At 70.1% G+C, this 13,588-nt stretch carries 12 protein-coding genes and 1 pseudogene; 8 read left to right on the plus strand and 5 right to left on the minus strand.

Translation table 11 applies throughout. The features are described from left to right. Positions 1 to 4 precede the first annotated feature (4 nt). Entirely contained in the window at positions 5 to 691 is a 687-nt protein-coding gene (locus ACFVWD_RS35395) for a response regulator transcription factor (RefSeq protein ID WP_168511806.1), read from the minus strand. Positions 692 to 977: 286 nt separating this feature from the next. On the opposite strand from ACFVWD_RS35395, the gene ACFVWD_RS35400 reads away from it, so the two are divergent. From ACFVWD_RS35400 to ACFVWD_RS35435, 8 genes are all read left to right on the plus strand, one after another. Then, entirely contained in the window at positions 978 to 1,754 is a 777-nt protein-coding gene (locus ACFVWD_RS35400) for an amino acid ABC transporter ATP-binding protein (protein WP_054229851.1), read from the plus strand. Between the two features lie 131 nt (positions 1,755 to 1,885). Next, complete coding sequence (locus ACFVWD_RS35405; RefSeq protein ID WP_389602097.1) at positions 1,886 to 2,725, plus strand: glutamate ABC transporter substrate-binding protein; 840 nt, start codon at positions 1,886 to 1,888, stop codon at positions 2,723 to 2,725. A gap of 75 nt (positions 2,726 to 2,800) precedes the next feature. Next, entirely contained in the window at positions 2,801 to 3,466 is a 666-nt protein-coding gene (locus ACFVWD_RS35410) for an amino acid ABC transporter permease (RefSeq protein WP_261688866.1), read from the plus strand. Continuing rightward, entirely contained in the window at positions 3,463 to 4,365 is a 903-nt protein-coding gene (locus ACFVWD_RS35415) for an amino acid ABC transporter permease (RefSeq protein WP_389602099.1), read from the plus strand. Before ACFVWD_RS35410 ends, ACFVWD_RS35415 begins: the two co-directional genes overlap by 4 nt. 176 nt (positions 4,366 to 4,541) lie before the next feature. Beyond that, positions 4,542 to 6,365 (plus strand): FAD-dependent monooxygenase, encoded by a 1,824-nt coding sequence (locus tag ACFVWD_RS35420; protein ID WP_389602101.1) that lies wholly within the window; start codon positions 4,542 to 4,544, stop codon positions 6,363 to 6,365. A gap of 173 nt (positions 6,366 to 6,538) precedes the next feature. Further along, positions 6,539 to 6,610: a putative leader peptide gene (locus ACFVWD_RS35425; RefSeq protein WP_309544753.1), complete on the plus strand. Its 72-nt coding sequence runs from the start codon at positions 6,539 to 6,541 to the stop codon at positions 6,608 to 6,610. Positions 6,611 to 6,698: 88 nt separating this feature from the next. After that, positions 6,699 to 7,235 (plus strand): cysteine dioxygenase, encoded by a 537-nt coding sequence (locus ACFVWD_RS35430; RefSeq protein ID WP_389602141.1) that lies wholly within the window; start codon positions 6,699 to 6,701, stop codon positions 7,233 to 7,235. Then, positions 7,232 to 7,627 (plus strand): rhodanese-like domain-containing protein, encoded by a 396-nt coding sequence (locus ACFVWD_RS35435; RefSeq protein ID WP_389602103.1) that lies wholly within the window; start codon positions 7,232 to 7,234, stop codon positions 7,625 to 7,627. The genes ACFVWD_RS35430 and ACFVWD_RS35435 overlap by 4 nt, the downstream gene beginning before the upstream one ends. A 124-nt stretch (positions 7,628 to 7,751) precedes the next feature. On the opposite strand, the pseudogene ACFVWD_RS35440 reads toward ACFVWD_RS35435, so the two are convergent. The 4 genes and pseudogenes from ACFVWD_RS35440 to recA form a co-directional block, all read right to left on the minus strand. Beyond that, positions 7,752 to 10,304, minus strand: a pseudogene (locus tag ACFVWD_RS35440) (FtsX-like permease family protein). Further along, on the minus strand, positions 10,301 to 11,041 hold the full coding sequence (locus tag ACFVWD_RS35445) for a helix-turn-helix domain-containing protein (protein ID WP_389602104.1): 741 nt from the start codon (positions 11,039 to 11,041) through the stop codon (positions 10,301 to 10,303). The pseudogene ACFVWD_RS35440 and the gene ACFVWD_RS35445 overlap by 4 nt, the downstream one beginning before the upstream one ends. 247 nt (positions 11,042 to 11,288) lie before the next feature. Continuing rightward, a complete protein-coding gene (gene recX, locus ACFVWD_RS35450; protein ID WP_389602106.1) occupies positions 11,289 to 12,206 on the minus strand; it encodes a recombination regulator RecX in 918 nt (305 codons plus the stop codon). 3 nt (positions 12,207 to 12,209) lie between these two features. Then, positions 12,210 to 13,334, minus strand: a complete 1,125-nt coding sequence (gene recA, locus ACFVWD_RS35455; protein ID WP_190172332.1) for a recombinase RecA — start codon at positions 13,332 to 13,334, stop codon at positions 12,210 to 12,212. Between the last annotated feature and the right edge of the window lie 254 nt (positions 13,335 to 13,588).

Raw genomic sequence — 13,588 nt, forward strand, 5'->3', positions numbered from 1 at the left:
CACGCTACGCCGCGGGAGCGACGAGCCGGTACCCCACGCCGCGCACGGTCTCGATCAGCGCCGGCATGCGCAGCTTGGAGCGCAGGGACGCGACATGCACCTCCAGGGTGCGCCCGGTCCCCTCCCAACTGGTGCGCCACACCTCGCTGATGATCTGCTCCCGGCGGAAGACCACCCCGGGCCGCTGGGCGAGCAGCGCGAGCAGGTCGAACTCCTTGCGGGTCAGTTGGACGACCGAACCGTCGACGCTGACCTGGCGGGTGGGCAGTTCGATGCGGACCGGCCCGAGCCGCAGCGCGGAGTCGCCGGAACCGGCGGCGTCGTCGGGGACGCTGCGCCGGCTGACGGCGTGGATACGGGCGAGCAGTTCTCCCGTGTCGTAGGGCTTCACCACGTAGTCGTCGGCGCCGAGGTTGAGGCCGTGGATCCGGGACCGTACGTCGGAGCGGGCGGTGACCATGATCACCGGAGTGCTGGTGCGTTTGCGGATCTTGCCGCAGACCTCGTAGCCGTCCTGGTCGGGCAGGCCCAGGTCGAGCAGGACCACACCGAAGCCGTCACTTTCCGGAACCAGCGCCTGCAGGGCCTCCTCGCCGCTGCGGGCGTGCGTGACGTCGAAGCCGTGTCGCGCCAGCACCGCGGACAGGGCAGCCGCGACGTGGTTGTCGTCCTCGACGAGCAGCAGTCTCACTCCGGCCCCCTCCGGTTCATCGGTCGTACGGTCTGATCCTGTTGGATCGCGGCGCACACGCGTGTGCACCAAGGAAGTCACGCCGATGGATCACGACCGCGTCAAGAGGCTTCGGGTCGCGGAGGGCTTCCGTTACCCAGCCGGTACGCGGTCGCGCGACAGCTGCTACGACCCGTGTCCGATTGCTACCGGATCGTGATGCTCAAGTTCCCCTCAGATGTAATGACGCTGGTCGCACGGGGTCACTACTGTCCACCGAAACCGAGGAGGACGGAGCCCCAGAGCGATGACCGAAGTATCGGTGGCCAAGGATGCCGTGGCCGCGACCGAGGACCTGGTCGTCCTGAAGAGCGTCAACAAGCACTTCGGCGCGTTGCACGTGCTCCAGGACATAGACCTGACGATCGCACGTGGCGAGGTCGTCGTGGTCATCGGGCCCTCCGGGTCCGGGAAGTCCACCCTGTGCCGCACCATCAACCGCCTGGAGACGATCGATTCGGGCGACATCACGATCGACGGCAAGCCGCTGCCCGACGAGGGCAAGGCGCTGGCCCGGCTGCGGGCCGACGTGGGCATGGTCTTCCAGTCCTTCAACCTCTTCGCGCACAAGACGGTGCTCGAGAACGTGATGCTGGGTCAGATCAAGGTCCGCAAGGCCGACAAGAAGGCGGCCGAGGAGAAGGCCCGCGGACTGCTCGACCGGGTGGGCGTGGGCACCCAGGCGGACAAGTACCCCGCGCAGTTGTCGGGCGGTCAGCAGCAGCGGGTCGCGATCGCGCGGGCGCTGGCGATGGACCCCAAGGTCATGCTCTTCGACGAGCCGACCTCGGCGCTCGACCCCGAGATGATCAACGAGGTCCTGGAAGTCATGCAGCAGCTCGCGAGCGACGGCATGACCATGATCGTCGTCACCCATGAGATGGGCTTCGCCCGTTCGGCTGCGAACCGGGTGGTCTTCATGGCCGACGGTCGCATCGTCGAAGAGGCCGTGCCGGACCAGTTCTTCAGCAATCCCCGCAGCGACCGCGCCAAGGACTTCCTGTCGAAGATCCTTCACCACTGACGGCCTGCGCTTCGTCATCACTGAAGTTCGTTCCTGAAGTTCGTTCCTGAACCGACGTTCATCACTGACGTTCCTCACTGAAGCCCATGCCTGAAGACCTGCATCTCCTCTCCACCCAAAGGATGTTCACCATGAAGCTCCGCAAGGTCACCGCCGCCTCGGCCGTCGTGCTCGCGCTCGCCGTGACCGCCACGGCGTGCGGCTCCGACAACAAGAAGGACAGCGGTTCCTCGAACGGTGGCGGCGGCAAGATCACCGTCGGCATCAAGTTCGACCAGCCGGGCATCGGCCAGAAGACCCCGCAGGGTTACGCGGGCTTCGACGTCGACGTCGCCACGTACGTCGCCGGAAAGCTCGGTTACAAGCCCGACCAGATCGAGTGGAAGGAGACGAAGAGCGCCGACCGCGAGAACGCGCTCTCGCGCGGTGACGTCGACTTCATCGCCGCCTCCTACTCGATCACCCCCGAGCGCCAGCAGAAGGTCGACTTCGCCGGTCCCTACCTGCTCGCCCACCAGGACGTGCTGCTCCGTGCCGACGACACCGCCATCAAGTCGCCGTCGGACCTCAACAGCAAGAAGCTGTGTTCCGTGACCGGTTCGACCTCGGCGCAGAACGTGCACGACAAGCTGGCGCCCAAGGCCCAGCTCCAGCAGTACCCGACGTACTCGGCCTGCCTGACGGGTCTGCAGAACAAGGCGATCGACGCCCTGACGACGGACGACTCGATCCTCGCCGGCTACGCCTCGCAGGCCGCCTTCAAGGGCAAGTTCAAGCTCGGCGGCTTCAAGATGACCAATGAGAACTACGGCATCGGCGTCAAGAAGGGCAGCGACCTCAAGGCCAAGATCAACACGGCTCTCGAGGCGATGGTCTCCGACGGTTCCTGGAAGAAGGCCGTGGACAAGAACTTCGGTCCGGCGCAGTACAAGAACGAGCCCGCTCCGAAGATCGGCAACATCGTCAGCTGATGTAGGGCCCGCCGGTGCGCCGCCCTTGGGGGGCGGCGCACCCGGGCATCACCACACGCGGAAGCGCGGGAAATCGTGTTCGACTTTCTTCAAGGTTACGACCTGCTGGGAGCGTTCTGGATGACGGTGAAGCTCACCGTCCTCTCAGCCGTCGGCTCCCTGATATGGGGAACCCTGCTGGCCGGCATGCGGGTCGGTCCGGTGCCTCTCATGCGCGGATTCGGCACCGCCTACGTCAACATCGTGCGGAACATCCCGCTGACCGTGATCATCCTGTTCACCTCGCTGGGTCTCAACCAGACCCTGCTGGTGAGTCTCGGCTCGGACCAGGTCGAGACGGTCAACTTCCGGCTGGCCGTGCTCGGTCTGATCGCCTATACCTCGGCCTTCGTCTGCGAGGCGCTGCGCTCCGGCATCAACACCGTGCCCGTCGGGCAGGCGGAGGCGGCCCGCGCCATCGGTCTGAACTTCACCCAGGTCCTCACCCTCATCGTGCTTCCCCAGGCGTTCCGTTCGGTCGTCGGTCCGCTGACGAACGTGCTGATCGCCCTGACGAAGAACACCACGGTGGCGGCCGCGATCGGTGTCGCCGAAGCGGCCACCCTGATGAAGTCCATGATCGAGAACGAGGCCCAACTCATCGCGATCTCCGCCGTCTTCGCCTTCGGGTTCATGTGTCTGACACTGCCGACCGGCCTCCTCCTCGGCTGGGTGGGCAAGAAGGTGGCGGTGAAGCGATGACGTCCGTCCTGTACGACGCCCAGGGCCCCCGCGCCAAGCGGCGCAACATCCTCTACTCGGCGCTGTTCCTGGTCGCCTTCGCGGCCCTGCTGTGGTGGGTGATCACCAGCCTCAACGACAAGGACCAGCTCGCCTGGGAAAAGTGGAAGCCCTTCGTCCACGGCGAGGCATGGAGCACGTACCTCTGGCCGGGACTGCTGAACACCCTGAAGGCCGCAGCCCTCTCCATGGTCATCGCCCTGCCGCTCGGCGCCTTCTTCGGCATCGCCCGGCTCTCCGACCACGCCTGGATACGCATCCCGGCGGGCGCGGTCGTGGAGTTCTTCCGCGCCATCCCGGTGCTGGTCCTCATGATCTTCGCCGACGCCGCGTACTCCGCGTACGCGAACATCAGCTCGGACGACCGTCCGTTCTACGCGGTCATCACGGGACTGGTGCTCTACAACTCCTCGGTCCTCGCGGAGATCGTCCGCGCGGGCATCCTGTCGCTGCCCAAGGGGCAGTCCGAGGCGGCCATGGCCGTCGGTCTGCGCAAGAACCAGGTCATGCGGTTCATCCTGCTGCCGCAGGCGGTCACCGCGATGCTGCCGGCGATCGTCAGCCAGCTCGTCGTGATCGTGAAGGACACGGCGATCGGCGGCGCGATCCTCACCTTCCCCGAGCTGCTCGCCTCCGTCAGCCCGATGAGCGCGTACTACGGCGCGAACACCATCGCCAGCTTCACCGTCGTGGCCCTGATCTACATCGCGCTCAACTTCAGCCTCACGAGCTTCGCGAGCTGGCTGGAGGGACGACTGCGGCGCGGCAAGAAGTCGACGGGCGTGGTGCTTGCGCCGGCCGCGGTCGGGGGCACGGAGTCGACGGGCGCGGGCGGCGCGGGCGGCGGCATCCCCATCTGACGGATCCTCACCCTTCGTCGGCGTCAACGGGGGCAGTGGCATGATCGCCACTGCCCCCGTCACTTGACGCAAGCACCGGCAATGGGTTGCATACGTTCTGTGATCGTGCACCCCGTTCCAACTGCCTGTTCCCGACCGTTCCTCAGGACACCGCTCCGGGCAGGGGGCCGCGCGCCGTGGACCCGGTGATCATCGTCGGCGCGGGGCCCGTGGGCCTCACGCTGGCCCTTGCGCTGGCCCGCCAGGAGGTTCCCTGCGTGGTCCTCGACGAGGGGCCGGGCAAGGACGAACAACGGCTCGCGCGGACGGTGGTGCTGCGCGAGGACACGGCCGCGCTCGTCGAGCGCCTGACGGGCCTGCCCCTCACGGATGCGGGCTTCCGTTGGGCCGGATGGCGGTCGATGCGGCGCAAGCAGGTGATGCGCGAGATCGACTTCGCTGCCCGGGCGTCCGACACGGACTCGCCGGACTTCGAAGCCGATGCGCAAGACCTCGGGGGCGCGGTGGGCGGCACGCAGGCCTTCGGGACCGGCGCGCACGGCTCGGGGAGTGGCGCCCAGCGCTCCGGGAGGAACGCGCGGGACCCGAGGGGGAGCGCGCAGAGCCTGAAAAACGCCGGGCTCGGCCCGACCGCTGACGCGCAGGCCCCCGAGGGCGCCGACGCGCCCGCCCCGCTGCACCTCGCCCAGCACGCACTGACCGGCGCCCTGCGTGAGGCCATCATCCACGAACGGCTGATCAAGGTCGCCGTGGGCAGCCGCCTCGACTCGATCGAGCAGGAGTCCTCGGGCGTCACGGCGCACACCCGCGGCCCCAACGGCACCTGGTGGCGCGGCAGTTACCTGGTCGGCTGCGACGGCCCGCGCTCGACCGTGCGCAAGCTCCAGGACATCCGCTTCCCCGGACGTACGGCCGTCGAACGACACGCCGTGGCGGCGCTGCGTACGGAACTTCCCTGGCCCGGCCAGGCATTGCTGCACCGGATGCCGCCGTGGCGGACGTCGGGCCCCTCGAGCGGGGAGGTGACCGCGCGTCCCCTCGCCGACGACGTGTGGCGGCTGGACTGGCTGCTGCCGCCCGGCAAGGACCTGGTCACCCCCGACCTGCTGGTGGCACGCATCCGCGAGACCCTCGCGGGCTGGAACGCCGGCTCCACACCCCCGTACGAGCTGCTCGACACTGGAGTCCACACCATCCACCACCGCCTCGCCCGCCGCTGGCGGGCCGGCCGGGTCTTCCTCGCCGGGGACGCCGCGCACCTGCTCGGCACGCTCGGCACCCAGGGCCTGGACGAAGGCCTGCGGGACGCCGACAACCTCGCCTGGAAGCTGGCGCTCGCCTGGCACCACGGCCCGCACGAGGCACTGCTCGACAGCTACCAGGCGGAGCGGCGGGCCGTCGTCGCCGCCCGGCTGCGCGCCGCCGACCAGGCGCTGCCACTGCTGCGCAGCGGCGGAGGCCTGCGCTCGTACGTCCCCGGGTCGGCCCGTGGCCACGACGCGCTGCTCACGGACGGCCATCTGGGACGCGGCCCGCTGGGTGCGCCAGGGGCGTACGCCGACTCGCCGCTCGCGCCCGCGCACACCGAGTCGGAGACCCCGGTGGACACGGCGCCCGGTGCGGCGGTCGTCGACGTACGCGTGACCGCGGAAGACGGCTCGTTCGTACAGCTGCGGGAGCGGCTCGGTCGCGGGGTGCTGCTCGTCGTGCTGATCGCTCCGGGTACGGGCGTGTGGGCGCGCAAGCACTGGGTGACGGCCGGGATCATGCCCCGGCTCGCGGCCGCCGTGACCGCGTTGCCGCACCGCGCCGAGTTGCTGGTCGCCGAGAGCTATCCCGGCGCGGCGGCACACACCGTGCTCCTGGTACGCCCCGACGGCCACCTGGTCACCGCGCTGAGCGGGGTGCGTCCGGCCGACCTGTACGCGGCGGCCGAGGCGACACTGGGCGGCCCCGCCACGGCGGAGGCGGAAGCGGAGACGGCGTCGAGTACGACCTGACGGCCCTGGTGGTCCGGTCGGCCCCGGACCACCAGGGTCAGATCACCGAACTCGTCCGGGGGGCGGAGCCACGGCCATCGCGGCACCCTCGGTCACCGGATGGTCCACATAGTGACAGTGAGTTGACCGGCCCAGAGCGCCATGGTGTACTCCGGATCGTGACCGACACCTGTGTGCGCCTGTGGCGGAGGGTCCATATGGACCTCGTCCGCTATGCGGGCTGCGTGTGTCGCCCGTCCTGCTGAATTCGCAGCTCTTCTCTCCCTGCGCGCCGCCTCTCGCTGTCGGCTGCCGCGCGCACCCACGCGAACGCCCAGGACGGTACCCGTGTCTATGTCCACCCCCTCCACCACGCCTTCCCCCACCGCACCGGTCCAGGCCCCCACCCAGGCCGACCTGCTCGACTTCGTGCGCCGCACCGCCGCCGACACCGAACTGATCGCTTCCCTCCCCCTCGACCCCGAGGGCCGCACCTGGGTGCGCCTGGAAGGCCCCGGCGGCAGCGAGGCCTGGCTCATCGGCTGGCCCCCCGGCACCGGCACCGGCTGGCACGACCACGCCGACTCGGTCGGCGCCTTCGTCGCCGCCGCTGGCGAGCTCAAGGAGTACTCGCTCGCCGCCCGCCTGCCCAGCGACGGCTGGAAGACCCTCGAACTCTCCGAGGACGTCGACCGCGAACGTCGGCTGCCGGCCGGCAAGGGCCGCTCCTTCGGCCGCCACCACGTGCACGAGGTGCTCAACGAGTCCACCGAGGAGCACGCGGTCTCCGTCCACGCCTACTACCCGCCCCTGCCCCGGATCCGCCGCTACAGCCGCACGGGACAGGTGCTGCGCCTGGAGCACGTCGAGCGTCCGGAGGACTGGCAGTGAGCACACCCGGCCCGGTGGGCATCGACACGTTGCTGGAACGGGTCCGCGAGGGACTCGACCGGGTGGAGGCCGAGGAGGCGTACTCCGCCGCACAGACCGGCGAAGCCCTCCTCGTCGACATCCGGTACGCCGCCCTGCGCGAGCGCGACGGACTGATCCCCGGCGCCCTCGTCGTCGAGCGCAACGAACTGGAGTGGCGGCTCGACCCCCAGGGCAGCCACCGCGCCCCGGAGGCCACGAGCCACGATCTGCGGGTCGTGGTGGTCTGCAACGAGGGGTACGCGTCCAGCCTCGCCGCCGTCTCCCTCCAGCAGCTCGGACTGCACCGGGCGACCGACCTGGTCGGCGGCTTCCAGGCGTGGAAGGCCGCCGGTTTCCCGGTGACGGCCTAGCTCCCGGCTCACGATCGCCCTGCGGCGTACGTGGCTGGTGGGCGTCCCTGGTGTAAGGGGCGCCCCACCATTGCGTGCCGCCCCTTACTCGCGTACCGCCCCTCACTCCTTTGCGTACCGCCCCTTACTCCTTGGCCGTGGCCACCGTGACCGGGCGCACCCGCAACGCCACCCGGCCCGGCAGCGCGGTGGCGACGAGCGCGAGCAGCCCGGCGAGCGCGACCACGGTGACGTACACCAGAGGTGTGACCGCCGGAGCCGCCCGGCCCGTCATACCGACGCTGAACGCGGTCAGGACGGCGAGCGCGATTCCGCTGCCGAGCGCGGTGGCGAGCAGCAGGACCGAAAGCGCCTCCGTGCGCAGCATCCCCAGCACCTGGCGCCGGGTCGCCCCGGCGAGGCGCAGCAGCGCGAACTCGCGGACACGCTCCGAGACCGACATGGCCAGCGTGTTGACGACGGCGATGGCGGTGAAGGCCAGGACGAGTCCCATGGCGAGATAGTTGACCTCGGCGTTCGCCTGCTGCCGTGCGGCCTGGATCGAGTCGGCGGCGGCCGGGGCGAGGACGTGGATCCCCGGGAACTCACGGAGGGTAGTCGCGAGTTGTGTCTGTGTACGGGCGGTGCTGACGAGGACGGAGGTCGCGAGCGGGTTGTCCACATGGCGGGCGACCAGGTCATGGGCGAGGGTGAGGTCGCCGAAACCAAGACCCTTGGCGTAGACGGCCACGACCGTCGGCGTGGCGGGTGTTCCGTCGCCCAGCGTGAGTTTCAGGGGGCTGCCGGGCTTCAGGTGGAGCTGGTCGGCGGCGAGTTCGCTGACGGCGACAGTGTCCTCGGTCAGCTTCTTCAGGGAGCCGGCGGTGACGTCCGGGTCCCAGGTGCGGGTGAGGCCCCTGGGTGTGACGCCCTGCGCCGCGTACTTGTCGAGTCCCACACGGACGGTCGTACGGACCACTTCGGTGACGGTGTCGTGCTGCGTACGCAGCCGCCGTGCGGCCTCGGCCGGTACGCCGGGGCCCTGGGCGGCCACCACTCAGTCGGCGCGGATGCCCTCGCGGGCCTGGGTGCGGGCCGCGTTGCCCAGGGTCGGCTGGACGAAGAGAACGGTGCAGGTCATGCCGATGAGGAGGGTCAGAGGGGTGACGACGGAGGCCATCCGGGCGGCATGGCCACGGAGGTTGGCACGCGCCAGTCGGCTGCTGGGCCCGGTCAGCGCGAGCGGGCCTCCGAGCACGGCTACGGCCGCCCTGACCAGCAGCGGACCGAGCAGCGCGACGGAGGAGGCGAGGACCACGACGGCCAGGAAGGTCACGGGAGTCGAGGCGGGTTCCGTACGCAGAACACTGAGCACGGCGACGAGGGCGGCACCGCCGGCGAGCAGGACGAGACCCGCGAGGATCCGTCCCCACGCCGGGCGGGTGCGCTCGGCCCCGGCCTCGGCGAGCGCCTCGGCCGGGCGGATCCGGGCGATCCGGCGCGAGGAGACACGGGCGGCGGCCCAGGCACCGAGCAGTGTCGCGGCGAGCCCGGCGAACGGCGGGAAGACGCTGACGGTGTGCTGAAGCGTGGCCGGCACGGCGCCCATGGCCACGAACCGGCCGTGCAGCCAACCGCCCAGCGGCAGCCCCGCGAACGCGCCGACGGTACCCGCGGCGGCCCCGACGATCAGTGCCTCACGGCCGAGGAGCGCCCGGATCTGCCCCGGCGTGGCAGCGATGGCACGCAGCAGGGCGAGTTCGCGATGGCGCTGCTGCACGGAGAGCGCGAAGGTCCCGACCACCACGAGGACGGCCACGAGCAGTGAGGTGCCGCCCATCGCACCGCCCATGCTGACCAGCTTCGTACGCGCGGCGGCCGCGTCCAGGAACTCCACGGGCCCTCGGCCGTCGCCGGCACTGACCTGCGCGGTCGTACCGTACGGCGCCCTGGCTCCGTGCAGCGCCGTGCTGACCGATCGCTTCAGCACGGCCGCGTCCGTGCCCTTGGCGGGAAGCACCCCGAAGGCGGTGACCTGTCCGGGGTGGGCGGCAAGGCGGCGGGCCTCGGCGGTGGAGAAGAAGAGGGCCGTCTGGTGCCGCACCTCCTGGGCGGGGGCGGCTATTCCGGTCACCCGGTAGGTCCGCGGGCTCTGCGTCGACTGGACGGTGAGCCGGTCGCCGGGCTCGAGGTGGGCGCGCTCGGCGAGACGGCGGTCGATGACGAGATCGCCGTCGGCCTTGGGGGCGGTGCCGGTGGTGAGGGTGTACGGGGTCAGCGCGGCGGAGTCCCAGGCGTGCCCGTAGGCGGGCCGGTCCTTGTCGATGGCCCTGCCGGGTGCCAAGGGCTCGGCCAGGAAGGTCAGTTCGGGGATGACCTCACGTACGCCGGGCGCCTTCCGGAGCTCGGTGGCGAGGTCGCCCGGGAGCCAGGCCCGTTCGGCGATCGGCTTGGCCTTGTGTTTGACCTTCGTCTTGCCCTTCTTGTGTTTGACGGTGGTCTGGTGGACGTTCTGGTCGGCGGAGACCACGACGGGCGTCGCGGCATACCGTTCGGCGGCGATCGTGCCGCGCAGGCCCGTCTCCAGGAGGGTGCCGCAGGCGGTGATGAGAGCGGCCGCGCACATCAAGGCGAAGAAAGCACCGACGAAGCCTCCCTTGCGGGCTCGGACGGTCCGCAGGGCGTAACGCAGCATCATGAGAGCTCGCTCCCTGGTCTGTCGTGGGGTGCCGGGCGGTTCTCGGGTGCGGCATCGGGCTTGGCTTCGGGCACGGTGACGGGGGCCGGGAAGGCCAGGAACCGGGTGAGCACGGCGCGCGCGCCGGGCGGGGTGTCGGCCTCAGGGCGCTTGTAGCGGTTGAGGAGCGCGATGTACTCCTCGAAGAACGCACGGAGTTCGGGAAGCGTCAGCCGGATGCTGCCGCGCGAGTAGGGGAAGGCGTCGACCCAGGGATCGGTTTCGCCCGCCTCCCCGTCCACCCCCCGCGTCCGCAGCCTCTGCATCTGCAGTTGCAGTTGCATCTGCTCGAAGAGTTCGAGGTCGGCGGCGTACGCGTGGTGGTTCAGCTCGTCCATGACGAGCCGCATCTCGGGAGTCTGCCGACTGCGCGGCGGGAAGCGGCGGTCACCAGGGACGGCCCGCCACCAGCGCTCCCTGCCGTGGCCGCCCGCCTCCGCCGGTCGGTCCACTTCTTCCACGAAGCCGTACCGAGCGAGCTCACGCAGGTGGTAGCTGGTGGCTCCGGTGTTGAGCCCGAGCGCCCGGGCCAGCGTCGCCGAGGTGGCGGGGCCGTGCACGGTCAGGTACTGAAGCATGCGTTGCCGACGGGGCTGCGCGAGGGCCTTGAGCGTGGCGAGGTCGGCGAGCTCGGTGGAGCCGCCCGAAGTCTCCTCGCCCCGCCTCGCCATGGGTTCCGCGCCGGGTTCCTGTGCCATGCGTACACAGTCCTCTGTGCACAGACACCTGTGCATTGCGGCAACCCGGCGTCTCCCTCCGGGGGTTAACCCCACCCTCACGAAGGGGAGTTGGACAGTGGCCGGAGTCTGAATCCGAGTCGCGATCGGGTTCAGTCCCCGGTCCCCCCTGAGCCCAACCGTCCGGCTGCCCACAGGCGTACAGCGAGTTCAGAACCCAGTTACCAGGCCGAGGCCCGCCCCCAACCCCCGACCCCCGACCCAAGGCTCAGAACCCCTCGTCCCCCAAGCCCTCCGTGTCCTCCCCCTCTTCCTCCAGCGCCTGGCGAACCACGCGCAGCGCCATCCCCTCGGAGTAGCCCTTGCGGGCGAGCATGCCCGCAAGGCGTCGCAACCGTTTGTCGCGGTCGAGGCCGCGCGTGGAGCGAAGCTTGCGCGCGACGAGCTCGCGCGCCGTCGCCTCTTCCTGCTCGGAGTCGAGCTGCCCGACGGCCTCGTCGATCAGCGTCGAGTCCACGCCCTTGGTCCGCAGCTCCCGCGCGAGCGCCCGCCGGGCCAGACCCCGGCCGTGGTGCCGGGACTCCACCCAGGCGTCCGCGAAGGCACCGTCGTTGATCAGCCCGACCTCCTCGAACCGTGACAGCACCTCGTCCGCCACATCGTCGGGAATCTCACGCTTGCGCAACGCGTCCGCGAGCTGTTTCCGCGTGCGCGGGGTCCCGGTGAGCAGGCGCAGACAGATCGCCCGCGCCCGCTCAGCCGGGTCCCCTGGGGGCTCCCCCTTCTCGGCCCTCGACGAGGAAGGAGTGCCTCCGTCCTGTGGGTCGTCGGACGGCTCGCCGAAACCGCCACGCCTCCGACGCCCTCGTCCACCTCGCGGCCCCCCGTCGCCGCGCCGCCCACCGCCACGGCGCGATGCACCGCCCGGAGAACCGTGACCGTCCGTCAGGCCGTCGCCTTCGCCCGCCGGACCGTCACTGCCGTACGGATCCCCGCCGTGGAACCCCTCGGAGCCATACGTGTCACCGGAGTACCTGGAGGAGCCGCCGTACGTCTCGTCCCCGTATGGCCCGTCCCCGCCGTGCGCTCTTTCACCGTCTCCGGCCGAGTCGCCGTTCCCCCCGCGCCCCTGCCCCCGCGGGGGGACGGGGTAGGCGTACTCGGCCCAGTCGGTTCGTCGCGTCATGGACTAGCTCTTGGCCGCCGCGGCCTTGGACTTGGTGGCCTTGGCCGCCGGAGCGGGCACCGTCTTCGCGGCCTCGTCCGAGGCGGTCGAGACCGCCGCGTCCGCGCCCGGCTCGGCGGTGGGCTCCACCGGCCTCACACCGACGCCCAGCTTCTCCAGGATCTTCTTCTCGATCTCGTTGGCGAGGTCGGGGTTGTCCTTCAGGAAGTTGCGCGCGTTCTCCTTGCCCTGGCCGAGCTGGTCGCCCTCGTACGTGTACCAGGCGCCGGCCTTGCGGACGAAGCCGTGCTCCACGCCCATGTCGATCAGGCCGCCCTCGCGGCTGATGCCGTGCCCGTAGAGGATGTCGAACTCGGCCTGCTTGAAGGGGGGCGCGACCTTGTTCTTGACGACCTTGACGCGGGTGCGGTTGCCGACCGCGTCGGTGCCGTCCTTCAGCGTCTCGATGCGGCGGATGTCGAGTCGCACCGAGGCGTAGAACTTCAGCGCCCGGCCACCCGTCGTGGTCTCCGGGGAGCCGAACATCACGCCGATCTTCTCGCGCAGCTGGTTGATGAAGATCGCAGTGGTCTTCGACTGGTTGAGCGCGCTGGTGATCTTCCGCAGGGCCTGGCTCATCAGACGGGCCTGCAGACCCACGTGGGAGTCGCCCATCTCGCCCTCGATCTCCGCCCGCGGCACCAGGGCGGCGACGGAGTCGATGACGATCAGGTCGAGCGCGCCGGAGCGGACGAGCATGTCCACGATTTCCAGCGCCTGCTCGCCGTTGTCCGGCTGGGACAGGATCAGGTTGTCGATGTCGACACCGAGCTTCTTCGCGTACTCGGGGTCGAGGGCGTGCTCGGCGTCAATGAAGGCCACCTGGCCGCCGGCCTTCTGCGCGTTCGCCACCGCGTGCAGCGTCAGCGTCGTCTTACCGGAGGATTCCGGGCCGTACACCTCCACCACTCGGCCGCGCGGCAGGCCGCCGACACCGAGGGCGACGTCGAGCGCGGTCGACCCGGTGGGGATGACCTCGATGGGCTCGTTCGGCCGCTCGCCCAGGCGCATCACCGCGCCCTTGCCGAATTGCCGTTCAATCTGTGCGAGCGCGGCGTCGAGCGCCTTCTCGCGGTCCGTACCTGCCATGGGTTCCACCCGGTTTGCTTGAGTCGATCGCTTCACGTCAAAGACGCTAACGCCTGCCACTGACAATGCGCCCCGACACCCGTCCAGCCTGTGGATAACTCGGGTACATCTCTGTGAAAACCCTGCCGAAATCCCCGCCGAGAGCCTCGCCGGAGATTCCATAAGAATGGATGTTCGATTTTGGTGTCAAGCGCACCACTCGACACCTCCGAGCGTACGTTCGCGGACCGACAACGGCCGGGATCCCCGCCTAC

Origin of the sequence: Streptomyces sp. NPDC058086, assembly GCF_042885015.1 — a bacterium.
Lineage (GTDB): Bacteria > Actinomycetota > Actinomycetes > Streptomycetales > Streptomycetaceae > Streptomyces.

Excerpts from the sequence above, each read along its gene's own strand:
- ACFVWD_RS35430 (WP_389602141.1), top strand. The coding sequence starts at position 6,699 with ATGTCCACCCCCTCCACCACGCCTTCCCCCACCGCACCGGTCCAGGCC.
- ACFVWD_RS35405 (WP_389602097.1), top strand. The coding sequence starts at position 1,886 with ATGAAGCTCCGCAAGGTCACCGCCGCCTCGGCCGTCGTGCTCGCGCTC.
- ACFVWD_RS35400 (WP_054229851.1), top strand. The coding sequence starts at position 978 with ATGACCGAAGTATCGGTGGCCAAGGATGCCGTGGCCGCGACCGAGGAC.
- recX (WP_389602106.1), bottom strand. The coding sequence starts at position 12,206 with ATGACGCGACGAACCGACTGGGCCGAGTACGCCTACCCCGTCCCCCCG.
- recA (WP_190172332.1), bottom strand. The coding sequence starts at position 13,334 with ATGGCAGGTACGGACCGCGAGAAGGCGCTCGACGCCGCGCTCGCACAG.
- ACFVWD_RS35415 (WP_389602099.1), top strand. The coding sequence starts at position 3,463 with ATGACGTCCGTCCTGTACGACGCCCAGGGCCCCCGCGCCAAGCGGCGC.
- ACFVWD_RS35445 (WP_389602104.1), bottom strand. The coding sequence starts at position 11,041 with ATGGCACAGGAACCCGGCGCGGAACCCATGGCGAGGCGGGGCGAGGAG.